Consider the following 26,475-nt stretch of genomic DNA (forward strand, 5'->3'; position numbering starts at 1 on the left):
ACGGCTTTTTTTGCGCGTAAGGGTCTGATGTTCCGGAAAGGCAGTTATATTTCTATTGAGGAAATAAGTACGAGTTATGTCGTCCGCAAACCAACAAGAGGCTAATCCATCTTCCCCGGGGCCGCGCCATGTCGCCATTATCATGGACGGTAACGGACGCTGGGCCAAACGTCAGGGCAAGTTACGTGTCTTCGGTCATAAAGCAGGGGTGAAATCGGTTCGCCGCGCGGTCAGTTTTGCCGCCAGCCACCATTTAGATGCACTCACGCTTTATGCCTTCAGCAGCGAAAACTGGAACCGTCCGGTGCAGGAAGTCTCTGCCCTGATGGAGCTTTTTGTCCGCGCTTTGGATAGTGAAGTAAAAAGCCTGCATAAACATAACGTCAGGTTGCGGGTAATCGGCGATATTAGCCGGTTCAGCGCGCGTTTGCAGGAGCGGATCCGCCGCTCTGAAACACTGACGGAAAATAACGATGGCCTGACGCTCAATATCGCTGCCAACTACGGCGGCCGTTGGGATATCATTCAGGGAGTAAGGGAACTGGCCGAGCAGGTACGGGGCGGGGAGTTGCACCCGGATCAGATCAGCGAGGAATTATTGAGCGAACGGGTTTGCATGAGCGACCTGGCGCCGGTGGATCTGGTTATCCGCACCGGTGGCGAGCATCGCATCAGTAACTTCCTGCTGTGGCAAATCGCCTATGCTGAACTTTACTTTACTGATGTGCTCTGGCCTGATTTCGATGAACTTGTCTTTGAAGGTGCGCTGAATGCATTTGCACAACGTGAGCGCCGCTTCGGGGGAACAACACCTATCGGCGCCGATGCGTCCTAGGGAGAACTTTTGCTGAAGTATCGCCTCATAACTGCTCTGATTTTAATCCCGATCGTTATCGCGGCGCTGTTCCTGTTGCCGCCGCTGGCCTTTGCTCTGGTAACGCTCGTCGTGTGCATGTTAGCAGCCTGGGAGTGGGGCCAACTGGCCGGTTTTACCTCCCGTTCGCAGCGCATCTGGCTGGCGATACTGTGCGGTTTTCTGCTGGCGCTGATGATGCTCAGCGTTCCCGCTTACCATCACTCCGCACCGCAGATAAGCGGTTCGCTGTGGCTGTCGCTGGCCTGGTGGCTGGCGGCGCTGCTGTTGGTGCTGTTCTATCCCGGCTCGGCCGCCATCTGGCGTAATTCGCGCCCGCTGCGCCTGCTGTTTGGTCTGCTGACCATCGTACCGTTCTTCTGGGGCATGCTGGCGCTGCGCCAGTTCGGCTACGAGCAAAACCCGTTTACCGGCGCCTGGTGGTTGCTGTACGTGATGCTGCTGGTGTGGGGCGCGGATTCCGGCGCTTACATGTTCGGCAAGCTGTTCGGCAAGCATAAACTGGCACCAAAGGTCTCGCCGGGTAAAACCTGGGAAGGGTTGATCGGCGGGCTGTTGACGTCGGCGGTGATCTCCTGGTTGTTCGGCCGCTACGCGCCGCTGAACGTGGTGCCGACCACGCTGCTGGCCTGTTCGGTGATCGCCGCGCTGGCTTCGGTGCTGGGCGATTTGACCGAAAGCATGTTCAAACGCGAAGCGGGCATCAAGGACAGCGGTCATTTGATTCCCGGCCACGGCGGCATACTGGATCGTATCGACAGCCTGACCGCGGCGGTGCCGGTGTTTGCCTGCCTGATGCTGTTGGTGTTTTAATCCGTCAATGACGGAAAGTGAGGGATGATGGTCAGCGTGCTTTGGAACCTGGTGGCGTTTCTGATTGCGCTCGGTATTTTGATTACCGTGCACGAGTTCGGACACTTTTGGGTTGCCCGTCGTTGCGGCGTGCGCGTTGAACGCTTCTCCATCGGCTTCGGCCGGGCGCTGTGGCGCCGCACCGATCGCCAGGGCACCGAGTACGTCATCGCTTTGATTCCGCTCGGTGGCTACGTGAAGATGCTGGACGAGCGCGTGGAGTCGGTGGCGCCGGAAATGCGCCATCAGGCCTTCAACAACAAAACCGTCTGGCAGCGCGCGGCCATCATCAGCGCCGGCCCCATCGCCAACTTCCTGTTTGCTATCCTTGCCTATTGGCTGGTGTTCATCATCGGCGTGCCGAGTTTCCGCCCGGTGATCGGCGAAATCGCGCCGCAATCCATCGCCGCCAAGGCCGAAATTTCGTCTGGCATGGAACTAAAGTCGGTTGACGGTATCGAAACGCCTGATTGGGAGTCAGTTCGTCTGGCGCTGGTGGCGAAGATTGGCGATGCGCAAACCGAAGTCGGCGTCACGCCGTTCGGTTCTTCGCAGGTGGTGACCAAAACCCTGGATTTGCGCCAGTGGAACTTTGAACCGGACAAGCAGGATCCCGTTGTCGCGCTGGGCATTATGCCGCGCGGCCCGCAGATCGAATCCGTGTTGGCGGAAGTACAGCCTAACTCGGCGGCGCAAAAGGCGGGTTTACAAGCGGGGGACAGGATCGTTAAAGTCGATGGTCAGCCGTTGGGTCGTTGGCAGACGCTGGTGAAGCGTATCCACGATGGCCCGGGGCAACCGCTGGCTTTGGAGATTGAAAGAAACGGCGCCCCCTTGTCTTTGACGCTGATACCGGATACAAAGCCGGTGGGAAAAGACAAATCGGTGGGGTTTGCAGGCATCATTCCAAAAGTGCTGCCGCTGCCGGACGAGTATAAAACGATTCGCCAGTATGGACCGTTCCCGGCGCTGTATCAGGCCGGCGACAAGACCTGGCAGCTGATGCGGCTGACGGTCAACATGCTGGGCAAATTAATAACCGGTGATGTAAAGCTGAACAACCTGAGTGGCCCGATCTCGATTGCACAGGGAGCTGGGGCGTCAGCCGGAGTCGGGTTCGTGTATTATCTGATGTTCCTGGCGTTGATTAGCGTCAACCTGGGTATCATCAACCTGTTCCCATTACCGGTGTTAGATGGTGGGCATCTCCTCTTCCTGGCGATAGAAAAGCTGAAGGGTGGGCCGGTTTCCGAGCGAGTACAGGACTACAGCTACCGCATAGGTTCGATCGTGCTGGTGTTGTTGATGGGTCTTGCACTTTTCAATGATTTTTCCCGCCTCTAGGGGCGGGGATAGGTTAGGAAGAACGCATAACAACGATGGCGATGAAAAAGTTGCTCATAGCGTCGCTGCTGTTTGGCAGCGCCACCGTATACGGTGCAGACGGGTTCGTAGTGAAAGACATTCATTTCGAAGGCCTGCAGCGAGTCGCCGTCGGTGCGGCGTTACTCAACATGCCGGTTCGCGTCGGCGATACCGTCACTGACGATGACATCAGTAATACCATCCGTGCCTTGTTTGCCACCGGCAACTTCGAGGACGTGCGCGTGCTGCGCGATGGTAATACCTTGATCGTGCAGGTGAAGGAACGGCCTACCATCGCCAGCATCACTTTCTCCGGCAACAAGTCGGTGAAGGATGACATGCTCAAGCAGAACCTGGAAGCCTCCGGCGTCCGGGTGGGCGAGGCGCTCGACCGCACCACGATCTCCAGCATTGAAAAAGGGCTGGAAGACTTCTACTACAGCGTCGGTAAATACAGCGCCTCGGTGAAAGCCGTAGTCACGCCGTTGCCGCGCAACCGTGTCGACCTGAAGCTGGTGTTCACGGAAGGGGTCTCCGCCAAGATTCAACAAATCAACATCGTCGGCAACCATGCCTTCACCAACGACGAACTGATCTCACGCTTCCAACTGCGTGACGAAGTGCCATGGTGGAACCTGGTCGGCGATCGCAAATACCAGAAGCAAAAACTGGCGGGCGATCTCGAAACCCTGCGCAGCTTCTATCTGGATCGCGGCTATGCCCGCTTCAACATCGATTCTACCCAGGTGAGCCTGACGCCGGATAAAAAAGGCATCTACATCACCATCAACATCACCGAAGGCGAGCAGTACAAGCTTTCCGATGTTGTCGTGAACGGCAATCTGGCCGGCCACTCGGCGGAAGTCGCTCAGATCACCAAAATCGAGCCAGGCGAGCTGTACAACGGCAGCAAGGTGACCAAAATGGAAGACAACATCAAAACGATGTTGGGCCGTTATGGTTACGCCTACCCGCGCGTCGGCACTCAGCCTGAGATCAACGACGCGGATAAAACCGTCAAACTGCACGTCAACGTTGACGCGGGCAACCGCTTCTACGTGCGTCGCATCAAGTTCGAAGGCAACGACACCAGTAAGGATTCCGTACTGCGTCGCGAAATGCGCCAGATGGAAGGCGCCTGGCTCGGCAACGAGCAGGTCGAGCAGGGCAAAGAGCGTCTGAACCGTCTGGGCTACTTCGAAACGGTTGACGTGGAAACCCAGCGCGTGCCGGGCACCGCCGATCAGGTCGATGTGACCTACAAGGTGAAAGAACGCAACACCGGTACCTTCAACTTCGGCGTCGGTTACGGCACCGAGAGCGGCGTCAGTTTCCAGGCGGGCGTGCAGCAGGATAACTGGTTGGGTACCGGGTACTCGGTCGGCATCAGCGGCACCAAGAACGACTATCAGACCTATACCGAACTGTCGGTCACCAACCCGTACTTCACCGTTGACGGTGTGAGCCTGGGCGGCCGCATCTTCTACAACGACTTTAAGGCGGATGACGCGGATCTGTCGGACTATACCAACAAGAGTTACGGTATCGACGGCACGCTGGGCTTCCCGATCAACGAAAACAACTCGTTGCGTACCGGCCTGGGCTACGTCCACAACGGCCTGTCGAACATGCAGCCGCAGATCGCCATGTGGCGTTACCTCGACTCGATGGGCGTGGATGCGAACAAAACCGACCGCGCCAGCTACTCGACCGACGACTTTACGCTGAACCTGGGCTGGACCTACAACAACCTGGACCGCGGCTACTTCCCGACCTCGGGTAACCGCACCACGTTGAACGGCAAGGTCACCATTCCGGGCTCGGACAACGAATACTACAAGGTGACGCTGGACAGCGTACAGTACGTGCCGATCAACGACGATCGCACCTGGGTGCTGTTGGGCCGTGGCCGTCTGGGTTACGCGGATGGGTTGGGCGGCAAGGAAATGCCGTTCTACGAGAACTTCTACGCCGGTGGTTCGAGCACCGTGCGCGGCTTCCAGTCCAACACCATTGGTCCGAAGGCGGTGTACTACAACTCCAACTCGTACCAGTGTCAGTTCAACGCCGGCAGCACGACCTCGCGTCAGAGCATCTGTAGCTCGGATGACGCGGTGGGCGGTAACGCCATGGCGGTCGCCAGCCTGGAGCTGATCACCCCGACGCCGTTCATCAGCGAGAAATACGCCAACTCGGTGCGGACCTCGCTGTTCATCGATGCCGGTACCGTGTGGGATACCAAGTGGAAGAATACCGACGAAACGCTGATGTACGGCGTGCCGGACTACAGCAAGGCCAGCAATATTCGTTCTTCCGCCGGTATCGCGCTGCAGTGGATGTCACCATTGGGGCCATTGGTGTTCTCTTACGCCAACCCGATCAAGAAATACGAAGGCGACAAGTCCGAACAGTTCCAGTTTAACATTGGTAAGACCTGGTAACGGGTCTCGCCTCTGGGCATAACAGTTATTAAGAATCGCAATGGCCAGGCGCCCGCCGGCAGAGGGAGATGATTCTCATTGTTTGGTGGGACAAGTCTGGCAAATTGTGTACTTCAGTGTCATATGACACAAATGGGTGATGGTAAGGAGTTTATAGTGAAAAAGTGGTTGTGTGCCGCAGGCCTCGGTTTAGCAATGGCTGCTTCAGCTGGCGTTCAGGCAGCAGATAAGATCGCTGTCGTTAACGTCTCCAGCATTTTCCAACAGCTGCCGGCCCGCGAAGCGGTCGCTAAACAGCTGGAAAACGAGTTTAAAGGCCGTGCAAGCGAACTCCAGAACATGGAACGTAGCCTGCAGACCAAAATGCAACGTCTGCAGCGTGACGGCGCTACCATGAAAGCCAGCGACCGCAGCAAGTTGGAAAAAGACGTGATGGCGCAACGCGAGCAGTTCTCTCAGAAAGCCCAGGCTTTCGAGCAGGATAACCGCCGTCGCCAGATGGAAGAACGTAACAAGATCCTGAGCCGTATTCAGGACGCGGTGAAATCTGTCGCCAGCAAAGGCGGTTATGACGTGGTGATCGACGCCAACGCCGTTGCCTATGCAGACTCTTCCAAAGATATCACTGCTGACGTGCTGAAACAGGTTAAATAACACATGCTTTCAATTCGACTGGCTGATTTAGCGCAGCAGTTGGATGCACAATTGCACGGTGATGGCGATCTCGTCATCACCGGCATTGCTTCTATGCATTCGGCACAGCCTGGCCAAATCACGTTTTTGTCAAACAGCCGCTATCAAGAGCAGCTGTCTTCCTGCCAGGCAAGCGCCGTGGTGCTTACCGAAGCGGATTTACCACACTGCCGTGCTGCGGCGCTGGTGGTTAAAAACCCTTATCTGACCTACGCGCGCATGGCGCAACTGATGGACACTACGCCGGCACCAGCACAGGATATCGCGCCAAGCGCGGTGATCTCGCCTGAAGCGCAGCTGGGGCAGAACGTCGCCATTGGGGCGAACGCGGTGATTGAGTCGGGTGCGGTGCTTGGCGATAACGTGGTTATCGGCCCGGGCTGCTTCATCGGCAAACACGCACGCATCGGCGCGGGAACGCGTCTGTGGGCGAATGTCACAATTTATCATGCGGTTGAAATCGGCCAGCGCTGCCTGATCCAGTCCGGCACCGTGATCGGCGCGGACGGTTTCGGCTATGCGAACGAGCGCGGCGAATGGATCAAAATCCCTCAGTTGGGCACGGTGATTATCGGCGATCGCGTCGAAATCGGCGCTTGCACCACCATTGACCGCGGCGCTTTGGATAACACCCAAATCGGGAATGGTGTTATCATCGACAACCAATGCCAGATTGCACATAACGTCGTGATTGGCGACAATACCGCCGTCGCCGGCGGTGTGATCATGGCCGGCAGCCTGAAAATCGGCCGCTACTGCCAGATCGGCGGTGCCAGCGTGATCAACGGTCACATGGAGATTGCCGACAAGGTTGTTGTTACCGGAATGGGAATGGTTATGCGACCAATCACCGAACCTGGGGTATACTCTTCGGGCATTCCGTTGCAGCCTAACAAGGTTTGGCGTAAAACCGCTGCGTTGGTGATGAATATCGATGAGATCAGCAAACGCTTGAAAGCTGTCGAACGTAAAGTCGGAAAAGACTAATCATTGCCGCCCGCCCTGGCGGGTACAAAACGAAACGCGTTGGTCGTGAGACCAAAAGCGCAAAGAGATGTTAATTTGCGGCCTGCATGATGATCTCCTTTTGGGGTCAGCGCAGGCCGTGTTGTTGATGCCATCAGTTTTTAGAGACAGGAAGAGTATTTTGACTACTGACACTCATACTCTGGATATTGCAGAAATTTTGGATCTGCTTCCTCACCGTTACCCGTTCTTGCTGGTCGACCGCGTCCTCGAGTTTGAAGAGCACAAATATCTGCGTGCGGTGAAGAACGTATCGGTGAATGAACCGTTTTTCCAGGGCCATTTCCCTGGCAAACCGATTTTCCCAGGCGTATTGATCCTGGAAGCCATGGCGCAGGCCACCGGTATTCTGGCGTTTAAAAGCGTCGGCAAACTGGAGCCGGGCGAGCTGTATTACTTCGCCGGTATCGACGAAGCACGCTTCAAGCGCCCTGTGGTGCCAGGCGATCAGATGGTCATGGAAGTCACCTTCGAGAAAACTCGCCGCGGTCTGACTCGCTTCAAAGGCGTGGCGACCGTTGACGGTAAAATTGTCTGCGAAGCAACCATGATGTGTGCCCGCAGCCGGGAGGCTTAATCCGTGATTGACCAAACCGCCTTTATCCATCCTAGCGCGATAGTCGAAGAAGGCGCCGTGATCGGCGCCAACGTGCATATCGGCCCTTTCTGCTACGTCGGCTCCCAGGTGGAAATCGGCGCCGGCACGGTGCTGAAATCCCACGTGGTGGTGAACGGCATTACCAAGATTGGCTGCGATAATCAGATTTATCAGTTCGCCTCTATCGGCGAAGTGAATCAGGATCTGAAATACGCGGGCGAACCGACGCGCGTTGAAGTGGGCGATCGCAACCGCATCCGCGAAAGCGTGACCATTCATCGCGGCACCGCGCAGGGTACCGGCCTGACTAAAGTGGGCAACGACAACCTGCTGATGGTCAACGTGCACGTCGCCCACGATTGCGTGGTCGGCAATGCTTGCGTGCTGGCCAACAACGCCACGCTGGCGGGGCATGTGGAAATCGACGATCACGCCATCATCGGCGGCATGACGGCGATCCACCAGTTCTGCATTATCGGCGCGCATGTGATGGTAGGCGGTTGTTCCGGTGTCGCTCAGGACGTGCCTCCTTTCGTCATCGCTCAGGGCAACCACGCTACGCCGTTCGGCGTCAACGCGGTCGGCCTGAAGCGCCGCGGTTTTGACAAGGATGAAATGCAGGCAATCCGCAACGCCTACAAAATCCTGTATCGCAGCGAGAAAACGCTGGATGAAGCGAAAGCGGAAATCGAAGCCCTGGCCAAAGAACAGCCGGTGGTGCAGCAATACCTCGATTTCTTCACCCGTTCCACCCGTGGCATCATTCGCTGAGTTATGTCGAATCGTCCATTGACTATCGGACTGGTCGCCGGAGAAACCTCCGGTGACATTCTCGGCGCCGGCTTGATCCGTGCGCTCAAGGCGCAGATCCCCGACGCGCGTTTCGTAGGCGTCGCCGGCCCGCTGATGCAGGCCGAAGGCTGCGAAGCCTGGTACGAAATGGAAGAGCTGGCGGTCATGGGCGTGGTGGAAGTGCTCGAGCGTTTGCCACGCCTGTTGAAGATCCGCAAGGATCTTACCCGCCGCTTCGGTGAGCTGCGGCCGGACGTGTTTGTCGGCATCGACGCGCCGGACTTCAACATCACGCTGGAAGGCCGCCTCAAGCAGCGCGGTATCCGCACCATCCACTATGTCAGCCCTTCCGTGTGGGCCTGGCGACAAAAGCGCGTTTTCAAAATAGGCAAAGCCACCGATCTGGTGCTGGCCTTTCTCCCTTTCGAAAAAGCGTTTTACGATCGTTTCAACGTGCCTTGCCGGTTTATTGGCCACACCATGGCGGACGCCATGCCGTTGCAACCCGACCGGCTGGCGGCGCGCGCTCAGCTTGGCATCGCTCCGCAGGCGCGCTGTCTGGCCTTGCTGCCGGGCAGCCGCGGCGCCGAAGTCGAGATGCTGAGCGCCGATTTCCTCAAAACCGCGCAGCTGCTGCGCACCCGTTATCCCGAGCTGGAAGTGGTGGTGCCGCTGGTCAACGCCAAACGGCGCGAGCAGTTTGAGCGCATCAAGGCCGAGGTTGCACCGGATTTGACCGTACACCTGCTGAATGGGCAGGGGCGCGAAGCGATGATCGCCAGCGACGCGGCGCTGCTGGCATCCGGTACGGCGGCGCTGGAGTGCATGCTGGCCAAGTGCCCGATGGTGGTGGGCTATCGCATGAAACCGTTCACTTTCTGGCTGGCGCAGAAGCTGGTAAAAACGCCTTACGTTTCGCTGCCGAATCTGCTGGCGGGGCGCGAGATCGTCACCGAGCTGTTGCAGCATGACTGCGTGCCGGACAAACTGGCCGCCGCCGTGATGCCGCTGCTGGAAGAGAGCCCGGAAACCGAAGCGTTGAAACACACTTTCCTTACCTTGCACCAAAGCATCCGTTGCGGTGCGGACGAACAGGCCGCTCAGGCTGTGTTGGAGCTGGCGAAAGCATGATTGAACCCTTTATCTATCCCGCTGCCACGCTGATTGCCGGTGTGGATGAAGTGGGCCGTGGCCCGTTGGTCGGCGCGGTGGTCACCGCCGCCGTGATCCTCGATCCGGCGCAGCCGATCGTCGGGCTGGCGGACTCTAAAAAGCTCAGTGAAAAACGCCGCCTGGCGCTGTATGACGAAATCGTCGCCAAGGCGCTCTCCTGGAGCCTGGGGCGCGCCGAACCGGCGGAAATCGACCAACTGAACATTTTGCACGCCACCATGTTGGCGATGCAGCGCGCGGTGGCCGGGTTGCATATCGCGCCGGACATGGTTTTAATCGACGGTAACCGTTGCCCGAGCTTGCCGATGCGTTCGCAGGCGGTGGTGAAGGGCGACAGCCGCGTGGCGGAGATCAGCGCGGCGTCCATTCTGGCGAAGGTCACGCGCGATCGCGAAATGGCCGAGCTGGACAGCGAGTACCCGGACTACGGTTTTGCGCAGCATAAAGGCTACCCGACCGCCTTCCACCTGGAGCGGCTGGCCGCGCTGGGCGCCACCGAGCATCATCGCCGCAGTTTCGCGCCGGTGAAAAGAGCGCTGGCGCTGTAGTCTGCGAGCCTGACCGGCTCGACGATAGCATTAACCCGGGCTCAGCACGCTGAGCCCCTTCAATCAGGTATCTGGAGATGGCCGAACCTCGTTTTATTCACCTGCGCGTCCACAGTGACTACTCCATGATTGATGGATTGGCCAAGACGGCGCCGCTGGTGAAAAGAGCCGCCGCGTTAGCCATGCCTGCACTGGCAATCACCGATTTCACCAACCTGTGCGGGCTGGTGAAATTCTACGGCAGCGCGCACGGCGCCGGGATCAAACCGATCATCGGCGCGGATTTCCATGTGCAAAGCGAAGAGCTGGGCGATGAACTGGCTCAGTTGACGGTGCTGGCCAGCAACAACGAAGGCTACCAGAACCTGACGCTGCTGATTTCCCGCGCCTATCAGCGCGGCTACGGCGCCGCCGGCCCGACTATCGATCGCGACTGGCTGATTGAACATCGCGAAGGGCTGATCCTGCTCTCCGGTGCGCGTCAGGGCGACGTCGGCAAGTTTCTGCTGCGCGGCAACCAGGCGCAGGTGGATCAGTGTCTTGATTTCTACCAGCAGCATTTCCCTGACTGTTACTATCTGGAACTGATCCGCACCGGCCGCCCGAACGAAGAGAACTACCTGCATGCGGCGGTGGCGCTGGCCACCGAGCGCGGTTTGCCGGTGGTGGCCACCAACGACGTGCGTTTCCTGGTGGAAGATGACTTCGACGCTCATGAGATCCGCGTCGCCATCCACGACGGTTTTACGCTGGACGACCCTAAGCGGCCGCGTAACTACAGCCCGCAACAGTACATGCGCAGCGAAGACGAGATGTGCGAGCTGTTCGCCGACATCCCGGAAGCGCTGCTGAACAGCGTCGAAATCGCCAAGCGCTGCAACGTCACCATTCGCCTCGGCGAATACTTCCTGCCGCAGTTCCCGACCGGCGATATGAGCACCGAGGACTTCCTGGTGCTCAAATCGAAAGAGGGGTTGGAAGAGCGTCTGGAGTTCCTGTTCCCCGATCCTGAAGTGCGCGCGCAGCGCCGCCCGGAATATGACGAGCGTCTGGACGTAGAGCTGAAGGTGATCAACCAGATGGGCTTCCCTGGCTACTTCCTGATCGTGATGGAGTTTATCCAGTGGTCGAAGGACAACAACGTGCCGGTGGGCCCGGGGCGCGGCTCCGGCGCCGGTTCGCTGGTGGCCTATGCGTTGAAAATCACCGACCTCGATCCGCTGGAGTTCGATCTGCTGTTCGAACGCTTCCTGAACCCGGAACGTGTCTCAATGCCCGACTTTGACGTCGATTTCTGCATGGAGAAGCGTGACCAGGTGATCGAGCACGTGGCGGAGATGTACGGGCGCGAAGCGGTATCGCAGATCATCACCTTCGGCACCATGGCGGCGAAAGCGGTTATCCGCGACGTGGGCCGCGTGCTGGGGCACCCGTACGGCTTCGTCGATCGCATTTCCAAGCTGGTGCCGCCGGATCCTGGCATGACGCTGGAGAAAGCCTTCGCCGCCGAACCGCAGCTGCCGGAAATTTACGAGGCCGACGAAGAGGTCAAGGCGCTGATCGACATGGCGCGCAAGCTGGAAGGGGTGACGCGCAACGCCGGTAAACACGCCGGGGGCGTGGTGATCGCGCCGACCAAGATCACCGACTTCGCGCCGCTGTACTGCGATGCCGAAGGGAACCACCCGGTGACCCAGTTCGACAAGAACGACGTGGAATACGCCGGGCTGGTGAAGTTCGACTTCCTCGGTCTGCGCACCCTGACCATCATCGACTGGGCGCTGGAGATGATCAACGCCCGGCGCGCCAAGACCGGGCTGGAACCGATCGACATCGCTGCCATTCCGCTCGACGACAAGAAAAGCTTCGACATGCTGCAGCGCTCGGAAACCACGGCGGTGTTCCAGCTTGAATCGCGCGGCATGAAAGATTTGATCAAACGTCTGAAGCCCGACTGCTTCGAAGACATGATCGCACTGGTGGCGCTGTTCCGTCCGGGGCCGCTGCAGTCGGGCATGGTGGATAACTTCATCGACCGCAAACACGGCCGTGAAGAGATCTCCTACCCGGACATTCAGTGGCAGCACGAGTCGCTCAAGCCGGTGCTGGAGCCGACCTACGGCATCATCCTGTATCAGGAACAGGTGATGCAGATTGCCCAGGTGCTGGCCGGCTACACGCTGGGCGGTGCGGACATGCTGCGCCGTGCGATGGGTAAAAAGAACCCGGTCGAAATGGCCAAGCAGCGCGGCGGCTTTGAAGACGGCGCCAAAGCGCGCGGCATCGACGGCGAACTGTCGGTGAAAATCTTCGACCTGGTGGAGAAATTCGCCGGTTATGGCTTCAACAAATCGCACTCCGCCGCCTATGCGCTGGTGTCGTACCAGACTCTGTGGCTGAAGGCCCACTACCCGGCCGAGTTTATGGCGGCGGTGATGACCGCCGATATGGACAACACCGACAAAGTGGTGGGGTTGGTGGACGAATGCTGGCGCATGGGGCTGAAGATCCTGCCGCCGGACATCAACAGCGGCCTGTATCACTTCCACGTCAACGACGACGGCGAGATCGTGTACGGCATCGGCGCCATCAAGGGCGTAGGGGAAGGGCCAATCGAGGCGATTATCGAGGCGCGCAACAGCGGCGAACAAGGTTACTTCAAAGACCTGTTCGATCTCTGCGCGCGCTCCGACATCAAGAAACTGAACCGCCGCATTCTGGAAAAACTGATCATGTCCGGGGCGTTCGATCGCCTTGGGCCGCATCGCGCCGCGTTGATGAATTCGCTCGGCGACGCGTTGAAAGCGGCGGATCAGCATGCGAAAGCCGAAGCTATTGGCCAGGTGGATATGTTTGGCGTGCTGGCGGAAGCGCCGGAGCAGGTGGAGCAATCCTACGCCAATATCGCGCCCTGGCCGGAGCAGGTGGTGCTGGACGGTGAACGGGAAACGCTGGGGCTGTACCTGACCGGCCACCCGATCACCCAGTACCTGAAGGAGATCGAACGTTACGCCGGTGGCCAGCGTTTGAAAGACATGCACCCGACGGATCGGGGCAAAATGACTACCGCCGTCGGGTTGGTGGTTGCCGCGCGGGTGATGGTGACCAAGCGCGGCAACCGCATCGGCATCTGCACGCTGGATGACCGTTCGGGCCGTCTGGAAGTGATGTTATTCACCGAAGCGTTAGAAAAATACCAGCATTTGTTGGAAAAAGACCGTATCCTTATCGCCAGTGGACAGGTCAGCTTTGATGACTTTAGCGGCGGGCTTAAAATGATGGCCCGCGAGGTAATGGACATCAGTGAAGCCCGGGAAAAATACGCTCGCGGGCTTGCTATCTCGCTGACTGACAGGCAAATTGATGACCAGCTTTTGAACCGTCTCCGTCAGTCGTTGGAACCCCATCGATCGGGGACGATTCCAGTGCATCTCTACTATCAACGGGAAGATGCGCGAGCCAAGCTGCGTTTTGGCGCAACCTGGCGCGTGACGCCCACCGACCGCTTGTTGATCGACTTGCGGACGTTGGTAGGCAATGAGCAGGTGGACTTGGAATTTGACTAAAATAGGAATGCTATGAGTCTGAATTTTCTTGATTTTGAACAGCCGATTGCAGAGCTGGAAGCGAAAATTGACTCGCTGACTGCAGTCAGCCGTCAAGACGAAAAATTAGATATTAATCTGGACGAAGAGGTTCAGCGCCTGCGTGAAAAGAGCGTTGAGCTGACGCGCAAGATTTTTGCCGATCTTGGGGCTTGGCAAATTGCCCAATTGGCACGCCACCCGCGCCGTCCTTATACCCTGGATTATATCAAACACATCTTTACCGACTTCGAAGAGTTGGCGGGCGATCGCGCTTACGCTGACGACAAAGCGATCGTCGGTGGCATTGCGCGCCTGGATGGCCGCCCGGTGATGATCATCGGGCACCAGAAAGGCCGTGAAACCAAAGAGAAGATCCGCCGCAACTTCGGCATGCCGGCGCCGGAAGGCTACCGCAAGGCGCTGCGCCTGATGGAAATGGCCGCGCGCTTCAAGATGCCGATCATCACCTTTATTGATACCCCGGGCGCTTATCCGGGCGTGGGCGCGGAAGAACGCGGCCAGTCGGAAGCTATCGCGCGCAACCTGCGTGAGATGTCGCGTCTGAACGTGCCGGTCATCTGCACCGTCATCGGCGAAGGCGGCTCCGGCGGCGCGCTGGCGATCGGCGTGGGCGATAAGGTGAACATGCTGCAGTACAGCACCTACTCGGTGATTTCGCCGGAAGGCTGTGCTTCCATCCTGTGGAAGAGCGCCGATAAGGCCCCGCTGGCCGCAGAAGCGATGGGCATCACCGCACCGCGTCTGAAAGAGCTGAAGCTGATCGACTCGGTGATCCCGGAGCCGCTGGGTTCCGCGCACCGCGACGTGCCGGCGATGGCCGCCGCGCTGAAAGCGCAGCTGCTGGCCGATCTGAAAGATCTGGATGGTCTGAACGACGAAGAGTTGCTCAACCGCCGTTACCAGCGCCTGATGAACTACGGCTACTGCTGAGTTCTGTGCTTCGCTGCAAGAAACCGCCTCCGGGCGGTTTTTTTTTGGCTACACACGGCCGGATTTTCGTGGTGTTATAGAGACTTGGCCGTTAACTGACAGGAGCAGCCGATGAATATCATCGCCATCATGGGCCCGACGGGCGTCTACTACAAAGATGAGCCGATTCGCGAGCTCCACGCTGCGCTGGCCGCCATGGGATTCCAGCTGGTGTACCCCAAAAACAGCGGTGACCTGCTGAAGCTGATCGAAGCCAATGCCCGCATCTGCGGGGTGATCTTCGACTGGGACGACTACAGCCTGGAGCTGTGCAGCGAGATCAACGAGCTGAACGAATACCTGCCGCTGTATGCCTTTATCAATACCCACTCCACCTTCGACGTCAGCCTGCATGAAATGCGCATGGTGCTCTATTTCTTCGAGTACGGCCTGAATGCGGCGGACGACATCGCGCAGCGCATCCAGCAGTACACCGCGGAATACATCGACACCATTACGCCGCCGCTGACCAAGGCGCTGTTCAACTATGTGCGCGAAGGCAAGTACACTTTCTGCACGCCGGGCCACATGGCCGGCACCGCGTTTCAAAAAAGCCCGGTGGGCTGCCTGTTCTATGACTTCTTCGGCGCCAATACCCTGAAGGCCGACATCTCGATTTCGGTTACCGAGCTCGGTTCGCTGCTGGATCACACCGGCCCGCATCTGGAGGCCGAAGAGTATATCGCGCGCACCTTCAACGCCGAGCAGAGCTATCTGGTCACCAACGGCACCTCCACCGCCAACAAGATCGTCGGCATGTATTCGGCGCCGGCGGGCAGCACGGTACTGATCGACCGCAACTGCCACAAATCGCTGTGCCACCTGCTGATGATGAGCGATATCGTGCCGATCTATCTGCGCCCGCTGCGCAACGCCTACGGCATCCTCGGCGGGATCCCGCAGCGCGAGTTCACGCGCGAGAGCATCGCCGCCCGGGTGCAGGCGACGCCGAACGCCACCTGGCCGGTGCACGCGGTGATCACCAACTCCACCTATGACGGCCTGCTGTACAACACCGATTACATCAAGCAGACGCTGGAGGTGCCGTCGATTCACTTCGATTCCGCCTGGGTGCCTTACACCAACTTCCATCCGATTTACGACGGCAAGAGCGGCATGAGCGGCGAGCGGGTGCCCGGCAAGGTTTTCTACGAAACCCAATCCACCCACAAGCTGCTGGCGGCTTTCTCGCAGGCCTCGATGATTCATATCAAGGGCGACTACGACGAGAGCACCTTCAACGAAGCCTACATGATGCACACTACCACTTCGCCGCACTACGGCATCGTGGCGTCGATGGAGACCGCCGCCGCCATGCTGCGCGGCAACCCGGGGCGCCGTTTGATCAACCGTTCGGTGGAGCGCGCGCTGCATTTTCGCCGAGAGGTGCAGCGGCTGCGCGAGGAGAGCGACAGCTGGTTCTTCGATATCTGGCAGCCGGAAGAGATCGATGAGGCGCAGTGCTGGCCGCTGGATCCCGACGACAACTGGCACGGTTTCGGCCAGACCGATCGCGATCATATGTACCTCGATCCGATCAAGGTGACGATCCTGACGCCGGGCATGAATGAGCTGGGCGCGCTGGAGGAAGAGGGGATCCCGGCGGCGCTGGTGGCGAAGTACCTCGACGAACGCGGCATCGTGGTGGAGAAGACCGGGCCGTACAACCTGCTGTTCCTGTTCAGCATCGGCATCGATAAAACCAAGGCGATGAGCCTGCTGCGCGGCCTGACCGACTTCAAGCGCGCCTACGATCTCAACCTGCGGGTGAAGAACATGCTGCCGGATCTGTACGCCGAAGATCCGGATTTCTATCGCCATATGCGCATCCAGGATCTGGCCGCCGGCATTCATCGCCTGATCCGCCAACACGATCTGCCAGGCCTGATGCAGCGGGCGTTCGACGTGCTGCCGGAAATGAAGCTGACGCCGCACCAGATGTTCCAGGAGCAGGTGCGCGGCAATGTCGAAACCTGCGAACTGGATCAGTTGGTGGGCAAGGTGGCGGCCAATATGATCCTGCCTTATCCGCCGGGCGTGCCGTTGGTGATGCCGGGGGAAATGATCACCGAAGAGAGCCGTGCGGTGCTCGATTTCCTGCTGATGCTATGCTCGATCGGTGAGCGCTATCCCGGTTTTGAAACCGATATCCACGGCGCAAAACTGACGGAAGACGGGTGCTATCTGGTGAAGGTGCTGAAAGCCCCGCAGCCATAAGGCCATAACGCGCCCGGCGGTTTGGCAAGATAAGCCGGGCTTTTTCATTGACGGCATCGCCGCCGCTGGATACCGTGCCCCATCAGAATGAACAGGGGAGGGTTCCTATGCTGGCATTACGTCAGGTGCACCACATCGCGATCATTGGCGCGGACTACGCCGCCAGCAAGCGTTTTTACTGCGACATTCTCGGGTTTACCCTGCTGAGCGAAGTCTACCGTGAGGAGCGCGGCTCCTGGAAAGCGGATCTGGCGCTCAACGGGCAATACACCATCGAGCTGTTTTCTTTCCCCTCGCCGCCGGCTCGCGTCAGCCGCCCGGAGGCTTGCGGCCTACGCCATCTGGCGTTCAGCGTCGACGACATCGATCAGGCTATCGCTCATCTGCAGGCGGCCGGCGTTGCCTGCGAACCGGTGCGTGTCGATCCCTACACCCAATCCCGCTTTACCTTTTTCAGCGATCCCGATGGTTTACCGTTAGAATTATACGAGAGTTAACGGCTTAATCGCCTCCCGGCGGCCACAGCCGGGGGCGGTTATGCTATGATCGCGCCCTTGCCCTACATGCCTACAGAGTTATTTCCGCCATGCAAGAGCCTGCTTTTCGCGTCGGGGAGTGGCTGGTTACTCCTGCCGACAACACCATCAGCCGCGATGGTCGCCAGAAAACGCTGGAACCGCGCCTGATCGACATGCTGTGCTATTTCGCCCGGCATCCCGACGTGGTGCTGAGCCGCGACGAGCTGATCGACAACGTCTGGAAGCGCAATATTGTCACCAACCACGTGGTGACCCAATGTATTTCAGAGCTGCGCAAGTACCTGAAAGACGGCGACAGCGACAGTCCGGAATACATTATCACCGTGCCCAAGCGCGGGTATAAGCTGGCGACGTCGGTGATCTGGTGTGAAGAGGGGGAGACACAACCCGCGATTGCACCGGTGCCGCAGATCGCGGTGATTATGCATGAGCCGGAAGACGGCAGCGATGATGAAGAGGATACGCCCTATGTACCGCCGCGCCGGGCAAGCGGCGCGCCTGGCGAAAAGAAGCCGCATTTTTATCGCCGCTCGACGTTCTGGGTGTGGCTGGCGTTTCTGAGTGCGCTGAGCGTCTGCGTGGCGTTTGTCGGCATCGCCACGCTGTCGCAGCGCGTGCCGGTATCGACCATGCCGGTACTGCTCAACCCGCGCGATATCGATATCCGCATTCAGGGCGGCGAGAGCTGCAGCAACTGGATGCCGCAGCTCTCTTATGTGGTGGGCGTCAGCGAGCTGATTACCGATTCGTTGAACACTTACTCGACCTTCCTGGTGCACGACCAGACCAACTACAACTATTCCGGCCCCAGCAACTCGGGCAAGTCGCTGTATATCGAGTTCGTCAATCAGCGCCACTACCGTGCCCAGCAGTGTTTCCTCTCCGTGCGGCTGGTGGATAACGCCGACAGTTCGATCATGTTGGACAAGCGTTACTTCATCACCGCCGATAACCAGCTGAAGATCCAGACCGACTTCCTCGCCAGCCTGTCCGCGGCGCTGAAGCAGCCTTGGCCGCCACAGCTGGAGCAGCGTCTGGCGCAGTTGCTGCCCGACAACGGGCCGTTGCTGCAGCGTTTCTACCAGGCGCATCAGTTGCTGATCCGCGGTGACGCCGATTCGTTGACCCGCGCCAGCGCCCAGCTGAGCGAGCTGATTAACAGCGCGCCGAACTTCCGCTATCTGCTGGCTGAAAAAGCGTTGGTGGATCTGCTGCGCAATTCTTATCAACCGTTCGACAGCCCGGCCTTGGGGCAACTGCGCGCCGATATCAGCCATCTGGCGGCGATCCCCGAATTGAAAAACACGCCGATCATGCAGCAAGTTCTGGCGGTAGATGCCTTGACGCAGGGGCGCATTGACGAAGCGCACCGGGCGATCGATCTGGGGATTGAATTGCAAATGTCGTGGCTGAATTATGTGCTGCTGGGCAAGGTGTATGAAATGCAGGGGCAGAATCATTTGGCGGCGGACTCTTATATTACCGCGTTCAACCTGCGCCCCGGTGAAGATACCTTGCATTGGATCACTAATGGCGTATTCCAGACGTCATTGACCAACGTAGTGCCTTATTTAAATAACTATCAGCGCCAATAATTAACCCAATATCACGCCGCCCTTATTCTTCGGGGATCATGGCGGCGTTATTTATTGGTGAAGTCATGTTGCATGAATGTATTATTTTGCTGCGCGATATTATCTCTTTTTTGCCATTTGTTATGCGTTATTAACCTTGTCATCTTTTTGTTTTTAAATGATGTTTATCTTTTCTTTAGCCTGTCTTTTTATCTTGATGTGTTAATGAAAAACCTCAGGTTATCATTTGTATGATCATGAGCGTAATCTCACTTTATCTTTAGGACTTTATTCCCCCCGATGGTTAGCATCCTGACTATCAAGCCGGCTCATTAAAATCTTTTATTTATGTGCGTGGCTTATAAGAAACGTAAATCAGGAGAAACTGACCATGGCTTCACCCAAGAAAATAGGGCTTATTGCCTGCACCGGCGTGGTCGCCGGTAATATGATGGGGAGCGGGATTGCCTTATTGCCCGCCAACCTGGCGAGTCTCGGATCCATCGCCATTTGGGGATGGGTGATCTCGATTATCGGGGCGATGTCGCTGGCTTATGTGTATGCCCGCCTCGCCACCAAAAACCCACAGCAGGGCGGCCCTATCGCCTACGCCGGTGAAATTTCCCCGGCCTTCGGTTTCCAGACCGGTGTGCTTTATTATCATGCCAACTGGATCGGTAACCTGGCCATCGGCATTACCGCCGTTTCTTATCTCTCCACCTTCTTCCCGGCGCTGAACAACCCGGTGCCCGCCGGCATCGCCTGTATCGCCATCGTGTGGGTCTTCACCTTCGTGAACATGCTGGGCGGAACCTGGGTCAGCCGTTTGACCACCCTGGGCCTGGTGCTGGTGCTGATCCCGGTGATCGTGACCGCCACCCTCGGCTGGCACTGGTTTGACGCCGCCACCTACCAGGCTAACTGGAACACCTCCGGCACCACCGACAGCCATGCGGTCATCAAAAGTATCCTGCTGTGCCTGTGGGCGTTCATCGGCGTGGAATCCGCGGCGGTCAGCACCGGCATGGTGAAAAACCCGAAACGCACCGTACCGCTGGCGACCATGCTCGGCACCGGTCTGGCGGGCATCATCTACATCGCCGCCACCCAGGTGATCAGCGGCATGTTCCCGGCGTCTGAAATGGCCGCCAGCGGCGCGCCGTTCGCCATCAGCGCCTCGGCGATTATGGGCAACTGGGCCGCACCGATGGTTTCCGCCTTCACCGCCTTCGCCTGCCTGACCTCGCTCGGTTCGTGGATGATGCTGGTCGGCCAGGCCGGGGTGCGCGCCGCCAACGACGGCAACTTCCCGAAAGTGTACGGCGAGCTGGATAAAAACGGCATTCCGAAGAAAGGCCTGCTGCTGGCTGGCTGCAAAATGACCGCGCTGATGGTGCTGATCACCCTGATGAGCTCCGCCGGCGGCAAAGCCTCCGACCTGTTCGGCGAGCTGACCGGCATCGCGGTGCTGCTGACCATGCTGCCTTACTTCTACTCCTGCGTAGACCTGATCCGCTTTGAAGGGGTCAACGTGCGCAACCTGCTGAGCCTGATCGCTTCAGTGTGCGGCTGCGGCTTCTGCTTCATCGCGCTGATGGGCGCCAACTCTTTCGAACTGTCCGGCACCTTTATCATCAGCCTGATTATCCTGATGTTCTACGCCCGGAAAATGAATACCCGCCAGGCTGCCAACGCCGCGGCGGTTGATGAAAACACCACGGCCAAAGCGCACTGATTCGCGTCCGCTGACCGACTGAATTTACCCAGCCCCTTTCTTTCCGACCTGTCAGCCGCGACGGGAAGGGGCTTGCTTTGCCAGGAGAAATGCATATGAACGTTATCGCCATCATGAATCACATGGGTGTCTACTTTAAAGAAGAGCCTATCCGTGAACTGCATCAGGCGCTGGAAAGTCTGGATTTCCGCATCGTTTACCCTAACGATCGCGAAGACCTGCTGAAACTGATCGAGAACAACGCCCGCTTGTGTGGGGTGATCTTCGACTGGGACAAATACAACCTGGAGCTGTGCGAAGAGATCAGCCAACTGAACGAGTACATGCCGCTGTACGCATTCGCCAACACCTATTCGACGCTGGACGTCAGCCTGAACGATCTGCGCATGCAGGTGCGCTTCTTCGAATATGCGCTCGGCGCGGCAACCGACATCGCCGCCAAGATCAAACAGAATACCGACGAATATATCGACACCATCCTGCCACCGCTGACCAAGGCGCTGTTCAAATACGTGCGCGAAGGCAAATACACCTTCTGTACGCCGGGCCACATGGGCGGCACCGCGTTCCAGAAAAGCCCGGTCGGCAGCCTGTTCTACGATTTCTTCGGCCCGAATACCATGAAGTCGGATATCTCGATTTCGGTGTCTGAACTGGGATCGCTGCTGGATCACTCCGGCCCGCACAAAGAGGCGGAAGAGTATATTTCTCGCGTGTTCAACGCCGAACGCAGCTACATGGTCACCAACGGCACTTCCACTGCCAACAAGATCGTCGGCATGTATTCGGCGCCGGCGGGCAGCACGGTGCTGATTGACCGTAACTGCCACAAGTCGCTGACTCACCTGATGATGATGAGCGACATCACGCCGATCTATTTCCGCCCGACCCGCAACGCTTACGGCATCCTCGGCGGTATTCCGCAGAGCGAGTTCCAGCGCGCCACCATCGCCAAACGCGTGAAGGACACCCCGAACGCCACCTGGCCGGTGCACGCGGTGATCACCAACTCCACCTATGACGGCCTGCTGTACAACACCGACTTTATCAAGAACACCCTGGACGTGAAGTCTATCCACTTCGACTCCGCCTGGGTGCCTTACACCAATTTCCATCCGATTTATAAAGGCAAGTGTGGCATGAGCGGCGGCCGCGTGGAGGGCAAGGTGATCTATGAAACCCAGTCCACCCACAAACTGCTGGCGGCCTTCTCGCAGGCGTCGATGATCCACGTGAAGGGCGACATTAACGAAGAAACTTTCAATGAAGCCTACATGATGCACACCACCACTTCGCCGCACTACGGCATTGTGGCCTCGACCGAAACCGCCGCGGCGATGATGAAAGGCAACGCCGGCAAGCGCCTGATCCACGGTTCTATCGAACGCGCGATCAAGTTCCGTAAAGAGATCAAACGCCTGAAAGTCGAGTCCGACGGCTGGTTCTTCGACGTCTGGCAGCCGGAGCATATCGATGAGCCGGAATGCTGGCCGCTGCGCTCCGACAGCGCCTGGCACGGTTTCAAGAACATCGACAATGAACACATGTATCTGGACCCAATCAAGGTCACCATTCTGACGCCGGGGATGAGCAAGGAAGGCGAGATGCAGCCGTTCGGCATCCCGGCCAGCATCGTGGCGAAATACCTCGACGAGCGCGGCATCATCGTCGAGAAAACCGGGCCGTACAACCTGCTGTTCCTGTTCAGCATCGGTATCGATAAAACCAAGGCGCTCAGCCTGCTGCGCGCGATGACCGACTTCAAACGCTCGTTCGACCTGAACCTGCGGGTGAAAAACATGCTGCCTTCTCTGTATCAGGAAGCGCCTGATTTCTATGAAAACATGCGCATTCAGGATCTGGCGCAGAACATTCACCGCCTGGTGGAGCAACACAACCTGCCGGACCTGATGTACCGCGCGTTCGAAGTGCTGCCAACCATGGTGATGAACCCGTACCAGGCGTTCCAGAAAGAGCTGCATGGCGAAGTGGAAGAGGTCTATCTGGAAGAGATGGTCGGTAAGGTCAACGCCAACATGATCCTGCCATACCCACCGGGCGTGCCGCTGGTGATGCCGGGTGAGATGCTGACCGAAGAGAGCCGGCCGGTGCTGGAGTTCCTGCAGATGCTGTGCGAAATCGGCGCGCATTATCCGGGCTTTGAAACCGACATTCACGGCGCCTACCGTCAGGCGGACGGACGTTATCGGGTGAAAGTGCTGAAGGCGAAATAACCGCAGCCAAAAACAGGGGAGGCGCTCGCGCTTCCCCTTTGTCGTTCACCGACTGATGGGAGACCACCATGAAAACACCCTCACAGCCGCGCGCAATCTACTATGTCGTAGCGATACAAATTTGGGAATATTTCAGCTTTTACGGCATGCGTGCGTTACTGATCCTCTATCTGACCCACCAACTCGGCTATACCGACAGCCACGCCATCGATCTCTACAGCGCTTACGCTTCGTTAGTTTACGTCACTCCTATTTTGGGCGGCTGGCTCGCCGACCGCCTGCTGGGCAACCGCGTCGCGGTGATCGCCGGCGCGGCGCTGATGACCCTGGGGCATATCGTGCTTGGCCTGAGCGCGGTCTCCGCCCAGTCGCTCTATCTGGCGCTGGCGATCATCATCTGCGGTTACGGCCTGTTCAAATCCAATATCAGCTGCCTGCTGGGCGAGCTGTACCCGGCGCAGGACTCGCGCCGCGAAGGGGGCTTCTCGCTGCTGTACGCCGCCGGCAACGTCGGTTCCATTTTGGCGCCGATCGCCTGTGGGTTGGCGGCCGAGCGCTATGGCTGGCACGTCGGCTTTGCGTTGGCCGGGATCGGCATGTTCGCCGGTCTGGTGATTTTTCTGCTTGGCGGACGCCATTTCCGCCAGACCCGCGGCGTCAATGTGCCGCTGATGCGCGCCAGAAGCCTGGGCCTGCCGCACTGGGGCTGGCTGCTGGCGGCGCTGCTGGCGTCGCCGCTGTTCTTCACGCTGCTGTTTGAACGCGACTGGGCCGGCTATTTGCTCGGGCTGGTGTGCGTGGCGGCGGTGGCGTTGGTGGCGCGCATTATGCTGCGTGCGGACGCCGGCCAGCGGCGGGGGCTGTGGCAGATCATCGTACTGATGCTGCTGGGCACGCTGTTCTGGGCTTTTGCCCAGCAGGGCGGCAGCTCCATCAGCCTGTTTATCGATCACTTCGTCGACCGGCGCTGGTTCGGCTGGACGGTGCCGACCGCGCTGTTCCAGTCGGTTAACGCCTGCGCGGTGATGCTGGGCGGCGTGGCGCTGGCCTGGCTGGCGAGCGGCGGTGGCGCGGGCGACCGGACGCTGCGCATCTGGTGCAAGTTCGCCTTCGGTCTGCTGTTGATCGGCGTCGGCTTTACGCTGATGGCGCTCAATACGCGGCTGCACGGTCCGGGATCGATGGGGCTGATGATCGCCGGTTTGGCGGTGATGGGCTTTGCCGAACTGTTTATCGATCCGGTGGCGATGGCGCAGATCACCCGGCTGAATATCCCCGGCGCCACCGGCGTGTTGACCGGCATCTATATGTTGGCGACCGGCTCGATCGCCAACTATCTGGCGGGCATCATCGCCAATCAGACCGCCGAGGATCACATCGAAGGGGCGGCGATGCAGGCGTATGGCCGCATTTTCGCCCAGATCGGCTGGGGAGCGGCCGGATGCGCGCTGGCGGTGATCGCGGTGCTGGGCGGCTGGTGGCTGCTGACGCGGCGCCAGGCCCGGACGGTTAATGCTTGATTGATGGCGGTAGGCGGGGTTAACGTGCAGCTATGTAGAAGTGACAAAGCCTACCGATGGATACTGATCAATTAACGACGCAGGTGGCGGACCAGCTGGGCGCGCAGCAGCGGCTGCTGGTGGCGTTCAGCGGCGGCCTGGATTCCAGCGTGCTGCTGCATCTGCTGGCGGCGTTGCGCCGCCAACGTCCGGCGCTGCAGCTGCGTGCGCTGCACGTGCATCATGGCCTGAGCGCCTTTGCCGACCGTTGGGTGGAGCATTGCCGCCGCCGCTGCGCCGACTGGCAGGTGCCGCTGACGGTGACGCACGTGCAGGTGGACGCCCGCCAGGGCGGCATCGAAGCGGCGGCGCGTGCGGCGCGCTATGCCGCCTTCAGCGCCGCCCTGGCGGAGGGAGAAGCGCTGCTCACCGCCCAACACCTTGACGATCAAAGCGAAACCTTCCTGTTGGCGCTCAAGCGCGGCAGCGGGCCGGCGGGGTTGTCGGCGATGGCGGCGCGCGCCACGCTGGGCGAGCACTTGCTGTTGCGGCCGTTGCTGGGCTGCTCGCGTCAAACGCTGGAAAGCTACGCGCAGCGCCACGCCTTAAGCTGGATAGATGACGACAGCAATCAGGACACGCGCTTCGATCGCAATTTCCTGCGTTTGCAGGTGTTGCCGCAGCTCAACCAGCGCTGGCCGCACTTCGCTTCGGCGGTGGCGCGCAGCGCCAGCCTGTGCGCCGAGCAGGAGCAGCTGCTGGACGAACTGCTGGCGGAACCGCTGCAAAGCCTGTTGGCGGCGGATCGCTCATTGGCGATCGACGGCCTGACCGACTGTTCGCCGGTACGGCGTTTCGCCTTGTTGCGGCGCTGGATCGCGTTGTTTAACGTCACTATGCCGGCGCGCGAGCAGCTACAGCGCCTGTGGGAGGAGGTGGCACTCAGCCGGGAAGACGCCGAACCGCAGCTGCAGCTCGGCGCCTATCAGATCCGCCGTTTCCGAGGCCGATTGCACCTGTTGCCGCCGCTGGCGGCGCTGCGCGATGTGCATCTGCCCTGGCAGCCTGACCAGCCGCTGACGTTGCCGGACGGGCTGGGGCAGTTGGTTGCCGGTGAGGGCGATCTGGTGCTGCGTGCGCCGCTGTCATCGCAGCGGATCAGCATTCGTTTCGGCGGTGTACAGGGCGCGGTGCGCATCGTGGGGCGCGCCCATTCGCGGCCGATAAAAAAACTGTGGCAGGAGCTGGGGATCCCTCCCTGGCAGCGTGAACGCATCCCGTTGATTTATTATGATGAGCAGCTGATCGCCGCGCTGGGCGTATTCGTCTGTGAGGCGGGGCAGGTGCCGGAAGGCGAACGCCCGTGGCGGCTGCGCTGGAAAAAAAATCATAATCGTGAGGAGCAATGATGAAGTTTGTGGAAATCGCGCTGTTGGCCGCCGGCCTGTTCAGCCTGCCGGCGTTGGCGGCGGGGGATGCGGCCGCCGGTCAGGGGAAAGCCGCCGCCTGTGCGGCCTGCCACGGCGCGCTGGGCAAGGTGACGGTGCCGATGTACCCGAATCTGGCCGGGCAGAACGCCATGTACCTGCAGCACGCGTTGCAGGCGTATAAGAAAGGGGAGCGCAACGGCGGCCAGGCCGAGGTGATGAAAGCCTATGTGTCGGGATTGTCGGATGACGATATCGCCGATCTGGCGGCTTATTACGCCAGCCTGAAGCCCTAAATGACGAGGGCAGCC

20 protein-coding genes are annotated in these 26,475 nt (G+C 59.1%); all 20 read left to right on the forward strand.

The window, feature by feature from the left end; all coding sequences use genetic code 11:
• The first annotated feature begins 76 nt into the window (after positions 1 to 76).
• The 20 genes from ispU to ACJ8PN_RS21890 all read left to right on the forward strand — a co-directional run bounded on the left by ispU (position 77) and on the right by ACJ8PN_RS21890 (position 26,460).
• Positions 77 to 835, forward strand: coding sequence for a (2E,6E)-farnesyl-diphosphate-specific ditrans,polycis-undecaprenyl-diphosphate synthase (gene ispU / locus ACJ8PN_RS21795; protein ID WP_033632249.1), 759 nt, complete (start codon positions 77 to 79; stop codon positions 833 to 835).
• A 9-nt stretch (positions 836 to 844) separates the two neighbouring features.
• Positions 845 to 1,687: a phosphatidate cytidylyltransferase gene (cdsA, locus tag ACJ8PN_RS21800; RefSeq protein WP_171454638.1), complete on the forward strand. Its 843-nt coding sequence runs from the start codon at positions 845 to 847 to the stop codon at positions 1,685 to 1,687.
• A 27-nt stretch (positions 1,688 to 1,714) separates the two neighbouring features.
• Positions 1,715 to 3,070: a sigma E protease regulator RseP gene (gene rseP, locus ACJ8PN_RS21805; RefSeq protein ID WP_442535222.1), complete on the forward strand. Its 1,356-nt coding sequence runs from the start codon at positions 1,715 to 1,717 to the stop codon at positions 3,068 to 3,070.
• Positions 3,071 to 3,105: 35 nt separating this feature from the next.
• Entirely contained in the window at positions 3,106 to 5,532 is a 2,427-nt protein-coding gene (gene bamA / locus ACJ8PN_RS21810; RefSeq protein ID WP_004931955.1) for an outer membrane protein assembly factor BamA, read from the forward strand.
• Between the two features lie 156 nt (positions 5,533 to 5,688).
• On the forward strand, positions 5,689 to 6,186 hold the full coding sequence (skp, locus tag ACJ8PN_RS21815) for a molecular chaperone Skp (RefSeq protein WP_004931958.1): 498 nt from the start codon (positions 5,689 to 5,691) through the stop codon (positions 6,184 to 6,186).
• A gap of 3 nt (positions 6,187 to 6,189) precedes the next feature.
• Entirely contained in the window at positions 6,190 to 7,212 is a 1,023-nt protein-coding gene (lpxD, locus tag ACJ8PN_RS21820; protein ID WP_004931959.1) for a UDP-3-O-(3-hydroxymyristoyl)glucosamine N-acyltransferase, read from the forward strand.
• Between the two features lie 160 nt (positions 7,213 to 7,372).
• Positions 7,373 to 7,828 (forward strand): 3-hydroxyacyl-ACP dehydratase FabZ, encoded by a 456-nt coding sequence (gene fabZ / locus ACJ8PN_RS21825; protein ID WP_004931962.1) that lies wholly within the window; start codon positions 7,373 to 7,375, stop codon positions 7,826 to 7,828.
• Between the two features lie 3 nt (positions 7,829 to 7,831).
• Positions 7,832 to 8,620, forward strand: coding sequence for an acyl-ACP--UDP-N-acetylglucosamine O-acyltransferase (gene lpxA / locus ACJ8PN_RS21830; protein WP_004931964.1), 789 nt, complete (start codon positions 7,832 to 7,834; stop codon positions 8,618 to 8,620).
• A gap of 3 nt (positions 8,621 to 8,623) precedes the next feature.
• Positions 8,624 to 9,772, forward strand: coding sequence for a lipid-A-disaccharide synthase (gene lpxB, locus ACJ8PN_RS21835; protein ID WP_033632250.1), 1,149 nt, complete (start codon positions 8,624 to 8,626; stop codon positions 9,770 to 9,772).
• Positions 9,769 to 10,362 (forward strand): ribonuclease HII, encoded by a 594-nt coding sequence (gene rnhB / locus ACJ8PN_RS21840; protein ID WP_015378890.1) that lies wholly within the window; start codon positions 9,769 to 9,771, stop codon positions 10,360 to 10,362. Before lpxB ends, rnhB begins: the two co-directional genes overlap by 4 nt.
• 77 nt (positions 10,363 to 10,439) lie before the next feature.
• Positions 10,440 to 13,928 (forward strand): DNA polymerase III subunit alpha, encoded by a 3,489-nt coding sequence (gene dnaE / locus ACJ8PN_RS21845; RefSeq protein WP_442535218.1) that lies wholly within the window; start codon positions 10,440 to 10,442, stop codon positions 13,926 to 13,928.
• A 12-nt stretch (positions 13,929 to 13,940) separates the two neighbouring features.
• A complete protein-coding gene (gene accA, locus ACJ8PN_RS21850) occupies positions 13,941 to 14,900 on the forward strand; it encodes an acetyl-CoA carboxylase carboxyl transferase subunit alpha (protein WP_004931972.1) in 960 nt (319 codons plus the stop codon).
• A 111-nt stretch (positions 14,901 to 15,011) separates the two neighbouring features.
• Complete coding sequence (locus ACJ8PN_RS21855; protein WP_004931974.1) at positions 15,012 to 17,156, forward strand: lysine decarboxylase LdcC; 2,145 nt, start codon at positions 15,012 to 15,014, stop codon at positions 17,154 to 17,156.
• Positions 17,157 to 17,263: 107 nt separating this feature from the next.
• Positions 17,264 to 17,653 (forward strand): VOC family protein, encoded by a 390-nt coding sequence (locus tag ACJ8PN_RS21860; RefSeq protein WP_015378887.1) that lies wholly within the window; start codon positions 17,264 to 17,266, stop codon positions 17,651 to 17,653.
• 89 nt (positions 17,654 to 17,742) lie between these two features.
• Positions 17,743 to 19,290: a lysine decarboxylation/transport transcriptional activator CadC gene (gene cadC / locus ACJ8PN_RS21865; RefSeq protein ID WP_442535219.1), complete on the forward strand. Its 1,548-nt coding sequence runs from the start codon at positions 17,743 to 17,745 to the stop codon at positions 19,288 to 19,290.
• 370 nt (positions 19,291 to 19,660) lie between these two features.
• On the forward strand, positions 19,661 to 21,004 hold the full coding sequence (cadB, locus tag ACJ8PN_RS21870; RefSeq protein ID WP_033639529.1) for a cadaverine/lysine antiporter: 1,344 nt from the start codon (positions 19,661 to 19,663) through the stop codon (positions 21,002 to 21,004).
• A 95-nt stretch (positions 21,005 to 21,099) separates the two neighbouring features.
• Positions 21,100 to 23,238, forward strand: a complete 2,139-nt coding sequence (gene cadA / locus ACJ8PN_RS21875) for a lysine decarboxylase CadA (protein WP_004931982.1) — start codon at positions 21,100 to 21,102, stop codon at positions 23,236 to 23,238.
• A 68-nt stretch (positions 23,239 to 23,306) separates the two neighbouring features.
• On the forward strand, positions 23,307 to 24,758 hold the full coding sequence (gene dtpD, locus ACJ8PN_RS21880; protein WP_411261641.1) for a dipeptide permease DtpD: 1,452 nt from the start codon (positions 23,307 to 23,309) through the stop codon (positions 24,756 to 24,758).
• A gap of 56 nt (positions 24,759 to 24,814) precedes the next feature.
• Complete coding sequence (tilS, locus tag ACJ8PN_RS21885; RefSeq protein WP_442535220.1) at positions 24,815 to 26,146, forward strand: tRNA lysidine(34) synthetase TilS; 1,332 nt, start codon at positions 24,815 to 24,817, stop codon at positions 26,144 to 26,146.
• Entirely contained in the window at positions 26,146 to 26,460 is a 315-nt protein-coding gene (locus tag ACJ8PN_RS21890) for a c-type cytochrome (RefSeq protein ID WP_171455100.1), read from the forward strand. The genes tilS and ACJ8PN_RS21890 overlap by 1 nt, the downstream gene beginning before the upstream one ends.
• Positions 26,461 to 26,475 lie beyond the last annotated feature (15 nt).

The organism is Serratia sp. CY76391 (assembly GCF_052166695.1).
Lineage (GTDB): Bacteria > Pseudomonadota > Gammaproteobacteria > Enterobacterales > Enterobacteriaceae > Serratia > Serratia nematodiphila.